This window comes from Peribacillus sp. FSL E2-0159 (assembly GCF_038643155.1).
Lineage (GTDB): Bacteria > Bacillota > Bacilli > Bacillales > DSM-1321 > Peribacillus > Peribacillus simplex.
Map to the genome: position 1 here is coordinate 2,688,064 of NZ_CP152053.1, position 17,670 is coordinate 2,705,733.

A 17,670-nucleotide genomic window follows, 5' to 3' on the forward strand; every position below is an offset into this window, starting at 1 on the left:
CGAAAGAGAGACAGGGATATGTTCCTGTCTCTCTTTGTATTCAAGGTGTTTTATATTAAGTAGAAAAGTTTTCGAGCGTTTTGTATTTTCAATTCCTTTCCTTTAGGATTGTAGGTACATTAGAGGCGGAAATATAGAGTTTCACTAAAACACTTTGATTAATTAAACTGGAACTTGGTTGAATAGATTCTGTCATAAACAAGCTTGGAGATAGTGACACTCAGTTCGTAAAGAACCAGTAAAGGAATAATGACCAGGATATCCGAGATGAAACCAGGAGGAGTTGTCAGAATTGATACGATAAAAGAACAAAAGTCTAACTTCTTATTTTAACTTACCTTTATTTTTATAGGCTACTTCTGCTTCAATTTCAATCAGATAATCCTGAGAAACCAGACTTTCCACCCCTACTGTTGAACGAGCTGTTTTCACCGGAGTTTCTTTTGTGTTAAAGAACAGATCGTAGGCATTAAACCAACCTTGGTAGTCTGGTGTATCTTCTTTATTTGGATCTGGCGCGACATACACACGCAGATAGGTTACATCAGCGAGGGAAAGTCCTTTTGTTTTCAAATCTGCTTTTAATTTCTCTAAGATTCCGATTGCCTGCCTTTCTGTATTGCCATATCTCTCATAAATAGTTTTTCCATCTTTTTTTAAAAGAGGAGCTACTGTTCCACTAAACACTAACCGGCTATAATCTTGAGGTATAGCAACTGAACTGGAAATCGCCGAAGTTGGGGACCCAAAGAAGGTCACTTTTTCTGAGTTCAATTCATCTTTTTCGCTACTTGCGGAAGCAAAAGAGAATCCCAAGATTACACTTATACCTATTACAGAAGTAGCGATGATTGATTTCAAAGTTTTTTTCATAAAGTCAGCTCCTTTTATTAATAAAAGCATCGAGGGGTAATTAATCTGTTTTACCCTACTTTAGAAGTGGGCTTTTAATACTTCTTCATTGATTCGGTTAACTACCATTCTTGCTAATTCAAAAGCATATGACATTCAAGTTAAATAACTGAGATGACCACCAGCAAGATGAATGTTACCTTGTAGCATATTTAATATATGGTAGTAGTTTTTACGATGGGCTGAAGAATATTCAGCCCATCCGCTTTCACTGTAAAGTGCGCGAACGTGTAGTTCGAAAACACACATGCTCCGATGTCCTTTCGCAGGAGCATACCCCCGGTGTCATATCGAAGTGAATTGAAATTAGTAAAGGCTGTCAATGGTTTCTCGACAGCCTGGGACAGGAATATTCACCTGGAATGTCAGGTGAGAAGGGAACCTATGTTTACTATTTTAGAGATATGTTCAGTCGTAAAGTTACTTACTGTCAGCAGGTAAGAAGTATTCCTATTATTAAATTATTCAGAGACCCCGGTTTGGATGATGTCAACTGTAGTTTCTATATTAATGTCCATCTTCGGATAAATCTTTTTCCAATGTTCATAGGTCATTTTTTTATTTTTGGCGTGGTATTTTTCCTTTAAGCCAATCGGGTCAAGGGATTTTTTCTGAAAATCTTTAATAAGGCGGTTTGCGTGCCTGGTTAAATCATCTTCCATATCCTGTTCAATTTTTTTTATCATCTTTCTATTGGTAAGGTTTTCACTTCGCATGGATTCCTTGATCTGTCCTTTAATTTTGATCTTAATCGTGATCGAGGGACTGCTCTCTGATTCGGATACTTCATAACTTGAACCGCTTCGGATACTTTCCACTACGATATCGCTTCTTTTCTTGTCTTTTAATTTGAATTTGTATACTCCCCGTCTATGATGTTGAACTAATGATTTAAAAATGAACATATCACCCGTTCGAACTTTAGTGACCATCTTATCTTCATGAAATAGTGCGACTCCAGAAACCGCAACTTCATTATTCATTAATTTAATCAAAGGAAGATACGAATCGCCGCCAGCTTCTAGAGCGTTTCCTAAAAAAAGATGGAGGTTAGTATCCGGTCCGTTCCCTGTTTCATTCTGTTGATTAATCAAATCCGATAAAAAGATTCCAATATTCACATTCGTATTTGGTGGTTTCGTATTTATTACATCCTTGACCTTTCCTTCAACGACAGCCAAAATGACCCTGTTTCCAAGTTGCGGCTCACGGTAGAGATAATCGGTTAGTTCTGTTATTCCGATTTCACGAACCATTTTCTCGCTAAATAAAATGATGCGTGTCTGTCCAAGTAACACCGGCTTATCTGCTTTTTTTGAAACGACAGCCTGGACATCACTCGTTGTCGTCGATGTTCCACTTAAAATTTGATATTTACCCATCTTATCCTGTTGGAAGATAGGGATGACGAACATTCCTTCGACATGATCATTCTTGAGTATATCGTAGCCAATGGCTTGGGACATATTGACTTCGTCAACCACCCTTGGCTGGGCACAGCTGCAAAGGAGGGGGAAAGCCAAGATAATAAGAAAAAATTTTCTCATTTCTGTTTCCTCATTTTCTTTATATAGATGATGACCAAAAGAAGTGGCAAGTATACAACAAGGAAGAGTACGCCATATGGATTGATTATTTTATTCAATATATATAGTGAATCGACATCAAAAACAAAAATATTGGTAAGCAGGATAATAATGGACATCCCCCATAATGGATACTTTTGCTGAACATTGAATATACGCTTGAAACCTCGGCTTGCAGCCCACAAGGCGATGGTCATGTTGGGTATGATGACGATGGCCCACCAAGAAACGTCTATATATTCAAATCGCTGGATAAAGGGCAATTCGACAATGCTGGTCAATGACAGTGTTGGCCAAATAGTCAGTTCCAACTGTTTTTGTGAATAAAAAACCAGTGAAACCAAATAAACGAATACGGTTATTAAAGTGGTTGTTAAGGCCCCTCCATGAGCATATTTTTGTGAAGTTTTAGCATCTTTGATGAACGGATAAAACATCAGGATCATTTCAAAACCAAGCATCGTTAATGAAGTACTTCTTGTTCCTTTCAATATATCCAATAGAGTGTGGTGGAAAACAGGAAGCAAATTGATGAATTCAGAGTATTTCATGGCATAGAATAGGACAAATAAAAGCCAGTATGTCATATTGACGCTTAAAAAGGCAATACCCGTAATTGTTCGGAAACCTCCCGTATTTATATAATAAATCAGGATCAGGAATACTAAAGCAAACGCCCAAGATGGTACCTCTTCAAACATCCACACATGTATGACGTTTATATAGCTAATCATGACTGTCATCCCAAGGATCAAAAAGTAAAGGATGAATAATAGACTAAAGAAATTCCCCATCCATTTCCCGAATGCATGATTATTGGCAGAAATGATATCACCAGGAACGATACTGAAGATTTTATATATGACCCAAATCAATATATGAACGATCAGGCCGGCTAGTAGTATCGAAATCCAGCCATCTGTTCCCGTTGTCTTCGCTAAAACTCTTTGAAAACTTAAAACGCCTACTCCGGTTTGCATGGAATGCACTAAAAAAAACACATAGAACGGTGATACCTTATACTTTTCATTAACTCCAGCTTGGTTCATATAGGACCTCATTTAAATGTAAATCATTCATTAAAATCATTTTTTTTGATTCTTGCTTTTTTTGGCTGTGTCTGTCTGTGTATATCATCAGGACGTAAATTTACAGGTCTGGATTTAAAAAAATTAAAAGGAAGCCTGACAAAGCTATCTTTCCAATCTTGCATACGAAATGGGTATATCGGTTCTAGGTACGGGTGTCCCATTGACGTTAATTTGATAAGGTGGGTCATCAAAAACACGGCCGCAATCGTAATCCCGAGCAGTCCCCATATTTGGGCCCCCACTAAAAAGGGGAACCGCAGTACCCTAATGGCATTACCCATTTTATAAATAGGCGTAACAAAAGATGCCAGTGCTGAGAGGGCAACGATGATTAATAAGATATTACTGGTCAAACCTGCTACAACGGCAGCTTGACCGATAACGATACCGCCGACGATACCTAATGTCTGACCTACCTTCGTTGGCAGCCTGGCAGCAGCTTCACGTAATAACTCAATGGAGATCTCTAAAAATAAGGCTTCGATCAAAGGCTGAAAAGGTATCAAGTTCCTTGAAGTGACGATCGTTTCCAAAAGATCTTTAGGAATCAGTTCATAATGATAAGTCAGCACCGCTACATAAATAGGAGTGGCAAATATCGAAAAAGCGACCGCGAATATCCTTAATAAACGGAAAGCAGATGCCGGAATCCATGGCATATTATAATCTTCCATGGTGATGAAGTATTCCAGCAAAATGGTTGGTGTAATAAGTGCTGAGGACGACCTATCGATTAACATAGCTACTTTACCTTCAGCCAATGCACTTGCGATACGATCAGGCCTTTCGGTATTTAAAAAAAGGGGAAATATGGTATTTGAATCATCATAAAGCATTTGAGCGAGATAGGACCCATCCAATATTTCATCAAACTCTATGTCATTGATCCTTTGGATAACATTATCGACATTTTCCTGATCAACGATTCCTTTTATAGATAAAACCGCCACTTTCGTTTTAGACAAGGACCCCACAGTCAATTCACTTACTTGTAATCCAGGGATAGGCAGCCTTTTTCTGACTAGATTCAGATTGATATCAATATCCTCGACAAAAGCTTCTTGAGCACTTATGATTCCAAATTCAAGCTCAGGTTTATCAACTTGCCTTCCTTGTTGGGCCGCAACATTGATTAATAGGCATTCATCAAGATTCGCATCTAAACGAATGGCAATTTCGCCTCTCATGATCCTTTCTTCGATTACAACCTTGGTATTGGTGATAAGTGTATTTTCTATAGGAACGTTTTCTTTAATTTGCTCCAAATTTATCGCTTCCAGAGTCGGGATGACAGAAAGAACACTTTTATGAAGTTCCTGTGCATCAATTAAAGAGCGATAAAAAGACACCCAATAGCCTACACCATTATATGTTCCTTGATGGTTTATGAAATCATTAGATGAAGAAAGCGTATTGAATAGATCTCTTACATCCGAAACTTTATTTAATTCATCATTTTTATCGTTTGGTTGATTAGGTTTTTTTTTGAACTTTCCGCGGTTAAACAATGCTGTCACCTCTAAACTAAAGCTTGTTAACCTATCATTTGCAATTAAATTACATATTAACCATTTTGGATTGTTAAGGATGCTCGTTTAGGAAAGGGAATACATTATAAGAATCCTTTGTCTAAAAGCTGTCGCCATTTCCTGTTCGAATAAAAAAATTGAAAATAGAGGAAACTGATACAATAAAACGCATTTAACCAAAGGAGTTCACCATGGAAAGTACACCCTTGCATATAAGATTGGATCAAAAGCAGGAAAAATTGAAATCTGAATTGTATATGCAGGATGATGTAGTTTTTAAACAGATATTCATTCCCGGTTATGAAGTTTCAGGAATATTTGTATTTGTCAATGGAACGATGAATTATCCAGCATTCAAAGATATAGTCCTAGATTTATCCGCTGCGCAGGTCGAATCAAGGCACCCGGTTTACATCGAGAAGCTGGTCATTTCCAAAATCTGTGCAGTCAGGGAACAAGATGTTGAAACATATGAAAAAGCCAAAGAGCATATTTTTGACGGGAAAACACTTTTATTTATAGATGGAATAACAAATGGTTATGTCTTGAATCTGGAAAAGGAGAAAATTCGTACACTGAGTGAACCTTCGACAGAGAGGGTTGTCCGTGGACCGAAGCTTGGGTTTATCGAAAGTCTCCAGGAAAATATCGGCTTGATAAGACAATATTCAAACCATCCCAACCTAATCGTCAAACAACAGAAGTTAGGGACGCTTGAAAAGCGGGAAGTTGCATTGATCTATTATGAAGGAAAAGCAAGCGATTCTTTGTTAAAAGAAGTGAATAATCGGATTAATGGAGTAAAAGCTACCGATCTCCAAGACTCGGGGATGCTTGAAGAATTAATTGAAGATACATCGTTTAGCCCTTTCCCACAGATCCAGAATACGGAGCGTCCGGATAAAGTATTGGCGGCATTGCAGGAGGGAAGGGTGGTCATCATGGTTGACGGCTCGCCATTTGCATTGATGGCACCTACGACGATTACGATGCTGCTGCAGTCACCTGATGATTATTATGAAAGGTGGGTAGCGGGTTCTTTTCTACGTGTCCTTCGTTACTTTTCTTTATTTATTACCGTTTTTCTTTCAGGAATTTATATCTCTTTGGTTTCGTTCAATCCTGGATTACTGCCGACGGAACTAGCGATGACCATCGCTGGTACTAGGGAGAACGTGCCATTTCCGCCTTTTGTTGAAGCGATCATCATGGAATTGACGATTGAACTGCTTCGTGAAGCAGGCATTCGCCTCCCGGCGCCCATTGGGCAAACGGTTGGATTGGTTGGTGGTGTCATTATTGGACAAGCAGCCGTTCAAGCGAATATTGTGAGTTCCCTCATGGTCATAATCGTTGCGATTACGACGATTACCTCTTTTACGGTACCACAATATAGCTTTGGACTGGCATTCAGGGCATTAAGGTTCGGGGCGATGATTTTTTCCGCCGTTCTAGGCCTATATGGAACCACTTTATTTTTTATCATCGTTATCAGCCATTTGTCGAAATTGACTAGCTTTCAAGAACCTTATTTTCAACCAACGGATTTTATCGGTAAAAAGACTTGGAAGGACGCGTTCCTCCGGTTACCGAAGCGGAAAAAAGGGGGAGAATTATCTTGAGCCAAGCAGACGGCAAAATTCTTAGTGGGGAATTGGCCTCGATCATTTCATGCGCCATGTTAGGAGTTGGGATGCTTACGCTTCCAAGGACGATAACGGAAAAAGTTAATTCTGCCGATGGATGGATCGTCTTGATTTTTAATGGGATCGCTATTGCCCTTTTCTTAAGCTTATTGGTTGTACTGTTAAAAAAACATAAGGTGGCTAACTATTACAAATATATGGAGGAGGCCTATGGAAAGTGGCTCTCCAAAATTATTGGGTTGATCGTGGTGTTTTACTTTATAGGTGTGGCCAGCTTTGAAGTGCTTGCGATGAGTGAAATGGTCCGCTTTTATTTGTTGGAGGATACGCCGGTTGAAATATTGATGCTCACATTGATTTTAGCGAGTGTCCATCTATTGACAGGCAAAATTAAAGCCATTGCAAAGGTGTGCGTCTTCTTTCTTCCTCTGACAATTGTCATCGTTTTGTTCATTTATATGTTCAGTATTAAAGTAGTCGATATAAAAAACCTGCAGCCTGTTCTTGGAAAAGGGTTTCTCCCTGTGATGAAAGGAATGGGCTCCGGGGCTTTGTCTTTTTTTGGAATTGAACTATTCATCTTTTTGTTTGGCGTCGTTAAAAATCAAAACAAGGTAAAAAGTGGCGCTTTAATCGGTTTTTTCATACCGATGATATTATATGTGATTACATATGTTCTGGTAGTCGCTACACTGACTGTACCTGAAGTCAAAGCTGTTACATGGCCAACCATTTCTTTTATTCAATCGTATGAAGTAAAAGGGATATTTATAGAGCGTTTAGAGCTGTTTCTCTTAATCACCTGGATTCTTCAGTTCTTTTGTACACATGCAATTTACTATTACTTCGCAGCAGAAGGACTGACGAAAATTTTCAACAATTCATATTCAACGAACCTTATTGTTTTGGTTCCAATCATTTTTTTTCTTGCCAAAATCCCTAAAAATACAATCGAGATTTTTAAACTGAGCGATTTGCTGGGCTATGTATTTCCCTTTATATTGATTGGCTTGCCAATTATTACATTCGCAATCGTTCAAGTGAAAAGGAGTAGAAGAAGCGGATGAAAAGATTATGGGTAATCTTGCTTATTCCTTTGCTTACAGGCTGTTGGGACAGTCAAAATATTGAAGAATTATCCCTTGTGGTCGGAATGGGAATCGATAATAGTAAAAAGAAAGACGAAATAAAGTTAACACAGCAAATTCTGGTACCTCCAGGAAGTAGTGTTCAGGAGAATCAAGCTCAACTAAAATATAAGAATGTTACAGTCAGTGCCAAAACGTTGCATGAAGCAATAAGGGATTCTTTGCTCATAACCAATACGGTTTTAACCAATCATCAGCGTATCCTGATCATTAATGAAGATGTATTGAAGAAAGTGCCTATGGAAGCTATCATTAATCAGTCCATACGAGATAACAATACAAGAAGAAGTTGTCTTGTTTATTTAACAAAGAGACCAACAAAAGAAATTTTGGGAATAGCCGACGATGGGGAAATCCCTTCGAATGTAATTTATGAATTGAAAGATAATGTGAAGCGAACGAATAAAATCCTTCCGCCTTTAACAATGGGCAAAGCTTCCTCAAGTTTGCAATCGGATGGAAGCTTTGCCATTCAGGCCGTTGATATAAGAGGTGGGAAATTAATATTGGAGGGTGCAGGGGTGATCAACAATTCAAAGTTGGTCGGGGTCATGAATGAGGAAGATATAGCTGCTTTAAATTGGTTGAACGGAAGTTTGAAAGGCGGGATAATCGAAGCGGTCCAACACGGTAAGCCTTTAAGTGTTGAAGTGATCAAAAGGACAAGGAGGAAAGTCACTACGGAATTAAACGGGGATCATTTGACGATAAATGTTAAGGTCGGTTACACAGGAAGACTTTCGGAAGATTGGTATGGTAAGGAAAATTCATTTGAAGAAGCCTATTTAAAAGAGATTGAGCGAATTGCCGAGGATGAAGTTGAGAAGGATGTCGAAAAAATCGTATACAAATTACAGCATGAATATAAAACAGGTGTAGCAGGATTTTATCGTTATGTGGAAAATCAACATCCAAAGTTTTGGGAGAAAAACAAGCAGAATTGGGACGAAGTTTTCAGTAAAGCCGATATAAATTATGATGTGGATTTAAGGGTCATAGACTTCGGTTCAAAAGGAGGGATAAAGTGAATGGTCATAAGAAGAAAAACCTTCCGTATAGGAAGGTTTTTTTGTCAAGTTCTCTTTGTTGAATAATTACTTATTAGTCAATGAAAAGGTCCATTCAAAAAGGCTCACCGAATGTTCTAGGCAGATTCGTCACTTCATGTGCAACCCTGATGCCGGATTGAATGGCACCTTCAATCCATGCTGGTACGGTTGATGTATGCTCACCAGCGAAGTGGACCCTTCCTTCAGGGGTTGGGATGTATGGAAACAAGTCCGTTTCCTGACCAGGCTTAAACATGGAGAAAGCGCCGAAGGCATACTGATTCAGTGTCCAGCTATAAGAAGCTCCTGATAAAAAATGGTCGTATACTTGTGTTCCATGGACCTTTGCCAAGTTTTTCAATGATTGTTGTATACGATCATTTTCCGGAAGTATATCCCACAAAGTGGCATCATCTTCCCATGTATAACTTGCTAAGATGAGACCGGATTCACTCTGGTTGCTCGTTTGGCTGGGGTAATAAGAAAATCTAATGGGTAAATCGGTCGTCAATTTACCGCCGAAAATTCCTTCCTTTTCCCAAAACCTATGTGTGAACTGAAGTCCAATTTTTGTGGACGCAGCATAATGGAGTTCTCTTATTGCCTTCCACTTATTATGGGAAAAGGAATTCCTGGGTTCAATGTCTATAAATTGCAGCAATTGAAGAGGGATAGTCACGATGGCAAGGTCACCGGTGACCGTTAAGGGTCTTTTGCTTTGAGTATGTTTGGAATGGATGGTTACTTGATTATCATGTTGAACGATCTTTGTCACTTCATATCTGAAGTTTAGATTATCCTTCAATTCCGGTAGAAAAGCATAAGGAAGCCGGTCGTTTCCTCCTTCTATTGCAAAAAACTTTATGTCCGGATTAAAGAGCGGCATAAGCTCCCGAAGAATGGCCGGAAAAGAAAGTTCAGGGAATCCTTCTAAACCCATTAATACTTTAATGCTTTCAATCGCCCCCGTAGATAGACTTATCCCTACCGGATTGTACTGCAAAAAGAAGCTCATGGAGTATTTATCAAATTCTTTAATGACTATTTCCCAATTTCTGCGTGGGTTTTGAATGATGAAGTCAGTCACAGGCTTAATTGCCATGTTGAGTAATTCTTCAGCTGTTTTGCCTCTTTCATGGGGAGCTACAGGGTACCTCAGTATATCCGGGTTCCGTTGATATATAGCAGCGGTCGTCTTGATTCCATTGGCATAAATGGGATCATTAGGAGTCGCATTCACAAAAGTGTTGACTCGTAAACCATACTTCTTGATGTATTCAGCAACTAAGTAATGATAATTCGGGATGCGCATGGCACCGGCTTCAAGGTAGGAACCATTTGAAAATGGCTCCCGAATGGTAAAAACACGCCCACCGACTCTCCCGGATGCTTCCAATATCGTTACATCGTGCCCCGCTTGTTTTAAAAGGGATGCTGCAACCAACCCAGACATGCCGGCACCAATGATAATGATTTTTTTTGGGATTTGGGAAGTTCCAAGGCCATTTCTGATCACAGTGAGCATTTGATCGGGTGATAGCGGATCATTGAAAAAGGACAAAGTGTTTTTCTCCTCTCTTGTTACACTTTCTATATTGTGATGTACGCTATCTTATTCCAATTGGGTCACCATTTATGAAGGATCTTCAATTATTTGTCATGATTGATTATTGCTATCATATTCCACTAGGTTTATCCTTTATGTGGAATACTCAATTTTTAGATAATTTAATAGTGCAGGAGATGAAAAAGCTGCTGATTTGTGGTTAAAAGAGGATGCTTTCTTTCGGCAGCTAGCTATCTTAAGACTACTATTTATGATGGAGTCGAAATTAATTTAGAAAGTTAGAGAAGCAGTGTTCAGTCTTTTTGAACGATGGGATGAAATAAGGAATAGAGGCGATAGAGGCAACAGAACGTTAGAAGCTATGGATAGTGTAGGAGTAAATAGTAATTTATCTGTAAAAATGACCCAACTTGGTTTGGACATTGATCGGAATTTTTGTGTTCAAAATATGTGTCTAATTCTTGAGACAGCAAAAAATACAACAATTTTGTGAGAATCGATATGGAAGATAATGCTCATTGCCAAATCACTTTAGATATCCTGAGAGAATTACGCAAACATTTGATAATGTAGGGTATAAGAAGCAAGATTTACGTTGTTGATAAATAAGTCGCTTTCATTGTTAATGGTTCAGTTTCAACGGAACTGGAAATCAAAGAAAGCGCTCGGTGAAGAGTATGATCTGACCCCGTCCTCCCTTGACAGGTGGATTCACCAATATGAAAAGTCTGGTTCCTTCCAAGAGAATGACAACAGTTCACTCGAACAGGAGGAGCTTTTAATGCTACACAAAGAACTTGAGCAACAGCAGATGGTGAATGATATTTTAAATCAAGCTGCGCATTCTCGAACACCAGGCCGTGTAGGCTGATAGTGTTTAAAGGATAAAAAGCTCAAATTTGTATCATAATATTACCATATACTAAAATTTTACATAGGTGATTTCAGGTCCCATGTTTAGGAGGACGGGTTTATGGAAGCAAAATATTGCAAAGAATCAAGGGTGATAAGAACGAGTCGTATATTTCCAAATGATGTGAACAATCATAATACATTATTTGGCGGCCGATTAATGAGTGACGTCGATCAAGTGGCATCGATTTCTGCAGCACGTCATAGTCGAAGTGAATGTGTAACTGCTTCAACAGATTCAGTTGACTTTTTACATCCCATTCGTACAACGGATTCAGTTTGTTTTATATCTTATGTGGCATGGACAGGCACATCTTCAATGGAGGTATTTGTAAAAATTATTGCTGAAGATTTAAAAAGCAGTGTACGTAGAATTGCAGCGACTGCGCTCTTAACATTTGTTGCACTTGATGAACATAAACGTCCAACACGTGTTCCAAATGTTATTCCGGAGACAGAAGAAGAAAAAAAATTACATGAAACGGCATTAGATAGAGCAAGGATGCGGAAACAGAGAAAACAAAAAAGTAAAGATGTGGCTATGTTTTTAAATGTAGATTATCCTTAACTTTCATATAGAAGATAAAACCTATAACCTACGAGGTGCAAAAAGGTAAGAGGCAATCCTTATCAAAATCGATCAAGCTGAAAAGCCTGATAATAAGCAAAGTGAAGTATTAGAGTTACTAAGGTCAACCCTGTCTATTATAAAAAAGTAATTCAAAAGTTAGGATTATAACATCGAAATGTACTAGTTACTGAAAGAACCTCTTCGCATTCTTCCTGTACGAATGTTCGAATGGGTGTTGGTTCATAAAAGTTTTCACCGGCTTTCGTTCTCAACATAATGATGCAGTTGGGCGTACAAAGGGTGGAGTTCGTTTACAACTAGAAGGAACTGCTTTATTCATGTGGATGAGTTTAAGTTGTGGGGTTTTTGATCATCCTTGGGGTGGAGGAAAAGGCGGTGTTGTTTTCGATCCGCCCGAACATGTCCTCTTCTGAATTAGAATGGTTAAGTCGAGGTATGTGGGTGCGATTAGTCAAATTGTTGGAACAACCAAAGATATTTTAGTTCTGGTGGAATCACGGTTCATACTTTGAATGGGTGTAAAACAATCAGGCTATTATTGGACAGAAGAAATGGCACAAAAATTACGAAATAATAGTCAATTCTTTTCAAAAGGTTTCTTCAAAAGCACAATATTATCAAATAGGTATGCTTCTAGTGCTTACATGGTTGGGGGTAAGTGTGAGTATGATAATTGAAATCTCTATTTTATTAGAAAAAGAGGTGTTTAAGGTGAAAAAAGTTATTGAAACTGTCTATAGTCCTTGTTATGGAAAAGTTGAAAACATATTTGTTAGTCAAGGTTCTTATGTATATGAATGGGAAAAACTAATCGTAGTTCATACAACCGACAATAAAAAAGTAGAAATTGAGGCAGGTGTAAGTGGTCATGTTGTTTCAATTGAAGTAACAAAAAATCAAAGTGTAAGTAATGAAACAGTGTTAATTCAGTTACAGGATGATTTATTAATCACAGGAAGTGACTGATAGGAGGTCCAAAGGGTATATTAGGATCCTGAATATGGATTTATCTAAATAAGAGTCTTGTAAAGGTATCTGTTTAATTTTTAGAATATTTTGTATGTTTAAAAGATGCAAAGCAGAATAAATGAAATAAAATCCAGAATTTGTAATTAGTTAAATAACAAAGTAATCCTATTTTTTTATGATAGAAATCTTTGTTAATAAATTTACCGGGTTTATTCATAAAAGTACTATTTATTGAACATATGTTTAAAAAGGCTCTAAGATCTGGTAGAGTTTTTTTATTATATAAGTCCTTTGTTTTAGTGCAATGTCCGCTTGCTAGAAACATAGAGCGATTTTTGCAATAAAGCAATTTTGTATTATATTGTTCTTTTTATGCCGAAGATTTTTCTATGGATTGAAAATGAATATATATAGGCTAGTACCCGTGCTTTTATTCTGATACATAGGAAAATCATTCCTAAAATTAGGCAAAAGTCAATGCCGGCCGCAATACACACATAGACTACTATATTGTAGGGTATGTGTGTATTTTTTATGTGCAGAAAATATAAAAATGAATGTTATTTTGAGGATTGTGAAGAATTCGCGGCAATCTTTGATTCCACTCCTGGTGTTGTAGTGATTGTTTGGTGACTCGTTCGTTATGCGGAACCATAAATTAAAAGTTAAAGAGGAAGGGTTGCTTTAAAAAGGTAATTATAATTCTCAGATGGATATTTCGGAATTAGAGAAAAAGATTAATAAATTGTGTGAAGACGGAAAGAAAGCCTATGCAGTTGTGGTAACGGCTGGAACAACTTTAACGGGTAGTATTGACCCAATCTTATCCATTGTAGAAACAGCAAAGGAATTATGGTGATTACATGTAGATGCTGCTAATGGAGGGCAATAGTATTTTCAGAGAAGTATCGTCAACTACTTTCTGGTATTGAAAGGGCGGATTCTATAACTTTTAACCCTCAAAAATGCATGTATGTTGCAAAAATATTTAGGACCAGTAGCTACAAACCACAGTGGAACACAATTCAAGAACTCATCAACAAAGGTATTGAGGAAATTGCGAAAATTATCGCTGGTTGTTCTAGCAAGCCAGAAGGTTTGGACGGGGGCTACTATGTGAAATCTACTCTCTTTGCTGATGTGACGAACGAAATGACGATAATTTGCACAGTTATAATAAATTTGAGGTACATATATGCAATCTAAGCGAGGTTGAGAAGCGATCAACCGATATAAATATATCCCAAGAATAACCTCGATAGAATATTTAATAAACAATCAACCAAAAGCATCATTAAGTTAAAATACTGTCTTCAGTACCGCCTATGAAAACTTAGTTTGTGGAATATTATTAAATATTTTCCTTTACAGAGGAGATACTACCAAGAGACAAAGGTTAGAAAGGAAGACAGTATGGATCATATACAAATGGCCCGCGCGATGTTCGGGACGAATATGGCTGTACATATCATATTTGCAACGATTGGCGTCGGGTTGCCGATGATGATGTTGGCCGCGGAATTGATGTATCAAAGGACAAAGGATTTACAGTATGTTGTCATGGCTAAACGCTGGACCAAAACATTAGGGGTTTTACTTGGGGTCGGGATCCCAACTGGTACGATTGCGGGTGTGCAGCTGTCACTATTATGGCCTGGGTTCATGGAAGTGATTGGACGTGTCATGGCGCTTCCATTCCAGATAGAGATTTATGCATTCATGGTTGAAGCGCTGTTCATGTCAATTTATGTGTATGCTGCTGAAAAAATCAAGCCATGGGCACGTTTCGTGAGTTTATTCTTTGTTGCTTTCGGAGCAATGGCTTCGGCTGTTTTGATTTCGAATGTCCATGCTTTTGAGGGGACACCGGCTGGGTTCCGGTTTGAAAATGGGGAAATCGTTGATGTCGATCCTTGGGCAGCATTTTTCAACCCAAGTTTCTTGGTGACGGCAGGACATACGGCACTGACTGCTTATACTACAGGCGCTTTTGTCGTAGCGGCCGTTGCTGCCTATAAGATGTTGAAAAATAAATATGGCACAGCTGAATTTAATTTTCACCAAAAAGCACTGAGGCTCAGTATTGTATTGGGTTTGGTTTTTTCTTTTTTGACGGCATTGAACGGTCATGCGACTACACAGCATTTATATAGGGAACAGCCGGAAAAATTGGCGGCGGCAGAAGGTTTGTTTGAAACAAAGGACCATGCCGGACTCACCTTGTTCGGTTATACCGATAGGGAAGCCCAGGAAGTCAAATATGGAATTGAATTCCCATGGTTATTAAGCTTTCTATCTGGAAATAGCTTCGATACGGTCGTGACCGGTTTAAACGATTTTCCTGAAGAGTATTGGCCGCCGCTTTATGTCCATATCTTATTCAACGCCATGGTCGTCATTGGTTCAGGGTTAATCGCGTTAGCACTGTTTGCATTGGTATGGAATAAATGGTTGAAAAAGGAGACTTATCCAAAATGGATTCTCTGGATGTTTGTTGCTGCTGGACCGCTTTCGGTGATTTCGATTGAATGCGGCTGGATTTTTGCCTGTACAGGCAGACAGCCATGGACGATATACAGGATGCTGACTACGGAGGATTCAGTAACGTCTTACGAAAACCTTGGATTTTTATTCACGATGTTCATTATTGTTTATATCATTTTATGCGTTTCTGTCGTGTTTACACTTTTGTATTATTTCAAACGTCATTCCGTGATGGATGATATTTATAAGGCCGAACAGAAAGATGTAAGGCTTTTCGATTCGAATTCATAAAAGGAGGGAAGGCGTATGAGTGATGCTCTTCTTGCAATAACACTGGTCTGGGGCTTTATTTTTCTTTATGCCATCATGGCCTCTATGGATTTTGGCGCTGGCTTCTGGGCAATGACTTACATTAAAAAGGAAGAAACGAATGCTACGAAGATAGCAAATAGCTATTTATCACCAACTTGGGAAGTGACTAATACTTTTGTGGTTGGTCTTGTTATTGCGATTTACAGTTTATTTCCAGGTGCGGTTTTCCCGATTGGGGTAGCCTTGATCGTTCCTGCGAGCCTGATTTTGGTCCTGTTATGTATAAGGAGCGCTTTCTTGGTTTTCTCGCATAGCGTAGACAAATATGAAAAAGCGTTAACCTATATTTCAGGATTGACGGGATTGATCATACCCGGGCTATTAATCAGTGTATTGCCAATCACCCACCTTGGATTTGTCGAAGGCGTGAGAGGAAATGAAGAATTGAATCTATCTAAACTTTTCACGAGTCCGAATGAGTATGCATTTGTGGGGTTTGGAATTATGAGCACGCTTTTTTTATCATCTTTGCTCCTGTCTGATTACTCAAAACAGGCTGATGAAATGAAAGCATACAAAATATATCGCAGGGATGCGATGATAACGGGACCGCTTATGTTAGTCATGGCCCTGTTGGTTATGCTCACGTTAAAAAACGAAGCGAACTGGATCTACCAAGGAATGATGAAAAACTCTGCATTGTTATTCGTCTCGCTCGTTTTTTTCATCATTAGCGGGATAGCACTGTACTTACCTTATTTTTCAAAGCAGGAGGTTAAAGGGATGCCTCGGCTCGCTGTAATAGCGATTATCATTCAGTATTTAATCGGCAGTTATGTTTATGGTATCGCCCATTTACCTTATATCATATATCCAAATGTCACGATTCTTTCAGGATTTACCGACCCGACCTCATTCCGGGCCGTGTTTGCCACATATATCGTGGGCTTTGCGATATTAGTGCCAGGGTTCTATTATTTCTGGTCCATCTTCATGAAAGATCAGCGTCGAAAGTTCAAACGGCGACAAATGTCAAATTAGTTCATCTTGGAAAAGAGAGGTTATCACTATGAAAAAGTTAGATCTGCTAAAATATGCGGTTTTAGTCATCTCACTATTTTTGAGCTACCAAGCGGTTGAAGCGCATGATAAAAATTTTCAGGTAGATGGCACATATATATCAACAAAAAGAGATGTAACAGGTGACCAGAAAATAGACATCATCCAGGTTCAGGGACTTCCATATGAGGAAGGAAGCAAGTTTCTGAAGAAAATTGAGTTGAATGTGGAAAGCAATCGCCGTACAATCAGCGTTCCGCTCGGAGCTGGGTATACTCCAGATCTCAAGGTTGCCGACTTGAATAATGATGGAGTCCAGGATGTATTGGTCACTGTTTTGATGGAAGGTAGAGAGCGGTTGATAACCAGTTACGCCTATACGTTCAAGGATGGAAAAGTGAAGGAACTGGAAGTCCCTCCATCCGTTCCAGTAATGGCACAATTTATTGACGGATACAAAGCGGAAATCATTATTGAAGGTCAAAAGCCTGTGGTGATAGATGTCAGTTCCAGAAAACAAGCTTATGATGAATTGGGCATTTATCGAAATGGAAAACTAAATGAACCGACAGAGCTTTTGATTGATCCATACTCTTCACTGGACCTCAAAACCGTTTTTGGTAAAGGAAAAGCACTTATGGGAGTCCAAAATGTAAAAGGGCCCGATCAACGTGATTCGATATTGGAGATCAAATCAGTATGGAAGTATAACAATGGATGGCAGCTTGTGAAAGCCCAGGTTAAACCGGCCAAGGGAAGAAATAAATAGTGAAGACAATATGGTACAGCATCGAATGTATAATGGACTAGGAAT

14 protein-coding genes and 2 pseudogenes are annotated in these 17,670 nt (G+C 38.6%); 10 read left to right on the forward strand and 6 right to left on the reverse strand.

Annotated features, from left to right (window positions below):
- Positions 1-158 precede the first annotated feature (158 nt).
- The 5 genes and pseudogenes from NYE63_RS13175 to NYE63_RS13195 all read right to left on the reverse strand — a co-directional run.
- A pseudogene (locus tag NYE63_RS13175) lies at positions 159-302 on the reverse strand (twin-arginine translocase subunit TatC); the annotation flags it as partial.
- 22 nt (positions 303-324) lie between these two features.
- Positions 325-873, reverse strand: a complete 549-nt coding sequence (locus NYE63_RS13180; RefSeq protein ID WP_342605488.1) for a Rid family hydrolase — start codon at positions 871-873, stop codon at positions 325-327.
- A 500-nt stretch (positions 874-1,373) separates the two neighbouring features.
- Positions 1,374-2,459: a Ger(x)C family spore germination protein gene (locus NYE63_RS13185; RefSeq protein WP_342605489.1), complete on the reverse strand. Its 1,086-nt coding sequence runs from the start codon at positions 2,457-2,459 to the stop codon at positions 1,374-1,376.
- Positions 2,456-3,547, reverse strand: coding sequence for a GerAB/ArcD/ProY family transporter (locus NYE63_RS13190; protein ID WP_342605490.1), 1,092 nt, complete (start codon positions 3,545-3,547; stop codon positions 2,456-2,458). The genes NYE63_RS13185 and NYE63_RS13190 overlap by 4 nt, the downstream gene beginning before the upstream one ends.
- A gap of 23 nt (positions 3,548-3,570) precedes the next feature.
- Positions 3,571-5,097: a spore germination protein gene (locus NYE63_RS13195; protein ID WP_342605491.1), complete on the reverse strand. Its 1,527-nt coding sequence runs from the start codon at positions 5,095-5,097 to the stop codon at positions 3,571-3,573.
- 212 nt (positions 5,098-5,309) lie between these two features.
- Between NYE63_RS13195 and NYE63_RS13200 the strand changes: the two genes are divergently transcribed.
- From NYE63_RS13200 to NYE63_RS13210, 3 genes are read left to right on the forward strand one after another with little or no spacing between them, the layout of a single operon-like run.
- Positions 5,310-6,740: a spore germination protein gene (locus tag NYE63_RS13200; protein ID WP_342605492.1), complete on the forward strand. Its 1,431-nt coding sequence runs from the start codon at positions 5,310-5,312 to the stop codon at positions 6,738-6,740.
- Positions 6,737-7,831, forward strand: a complete 1,095-nt coding sequence (locus tag NYE63_RS13205; protein ID WP_342605493.1) for a GerAB/ArcD/ProY family transporter — start codon at positions 6,737-6,739, stop codon at positions 7,829-7,831. The genes NYE63_RS13200 and NYE63_RS13205 overlap by 4 nt, the downstream gene beginning before the upstream one ends.
- Positions 7,828-8,940 (forward strand): Ger(x)C family spore germination protein, encoded by a 1,113-nt coding sequence (locus tag NYE63_RS13210; protein WP_342605494.1) that lies wholly within the window; start codon positions 7,828-7,830, stop codon positions 8,938-8,940. Before NYE63_RS13205 ends, NYE63_RS13210 begins: the two co-directional genes overlap by 4 nt.
- A 94-nt stretch (positions 8,941-9,034) precedes the next feature.
- Here NYE63_RS13210 and NYE63_RS13215 read toward each other — a convergent pair whose 3' ends face one another.
- Positions 9,035-10,486 (reverse strand): flavin monoamine oxidase family protein, encoded by a 1,452-nt coding sequence (locus NYE63_RS13215; RefSeq protein WP_342605751.1) that lies wholly within the window; start codon positions 10,484-10,486, stop codon positions 9,035-9,037.
- A 388-nt stretch (positions 10,487-10,874) separates the two neighbouring features.
- Between NYE63_RS13215 and NYE63_RS13220 the strand changes: the two are divergent.
- From NYE63_RS13220 to NYE63_RS13250, 7 genes and pseudogenes are all read left to right on the forward strand, one after another.
- Positions 10,875-11,086, forward strand: a pseudogene (locus NYE63_RS13220) (proline dehydrogenase); the annotation flags it as partial.
- 415 nt (positions 11,087-11,501) lie between these two features.
- Positions 11,502-12,008, forward strand: coding sequence for an acyl-CoA thioesterase (locus NYE63_RS13225; protein ID WP_063236011.1), 507 nt, complete (start codon positions 11,502-11,504; stop codon positions 12,006-12,008).
- A 245-nt stretch (positions 12,009-12,253) separates the two neighbouring features.
- A complete protein-coding gene (locus NYE63_RS13230; protein ID WP_342605752.1) occupies positions 12,254-12,445 on the forward strand; it encodes a Glu/Leu/Phe/Val dehydrogenase dimerization domain-containing protein in 192 nt (63 codons plus the stop codon).
- A gap of 298 nt (positions 12,446-12,743) precedes the next feature.
- Positions 12,744-12,998 (forward strand): biotin/lipoyl-containing protein, encoded by a 255-nt coding sequence (locus NYE63_RS13235; protein ID WP_342605753.1) that lies wholly within the window; start codon positions 12,744-12,746, stop codon positions 12,996-12,998.
- A 1,416-nt stretch (positions 12,999-14,414) separates the two neighbouring features.
- Entirely contained in the window at positions 14,415-15,776 is a 1,362-nt protein-coding gene (locus NYE63_RS13240; protein ID WP_342605495.1) for a cytochrome ubiquinol oxidase subunit I, read from the forward strand.
- 15 nt (positions 15,777-15,791) lie between these two features.
- On the forward strand, positions 15,792-16,838 hold the full coding sequence (locus NYE63_RS13245) for a cytochrome d ubiquinol oxidase subunit II (protein WP_342605496.1): 1,047 nt from the start codon (positions 15,792-15,794) through the stop codon (positions 16,836-16,838).
- 28 nt (positions 16,839-16,866) lie between these two features.
- Positions 16,867-17,625, forward strand: a complete 759-nt coding sequence (locus NYE63_RS13250; RefSeq protein WP_342605497.1) for a hypothetical protein — start codon at positions 16,867-16,869, stop codon at positions 17,623-17,625.
- Positions 17,626-17,670 lie beyond the last annotated feature (45 nt).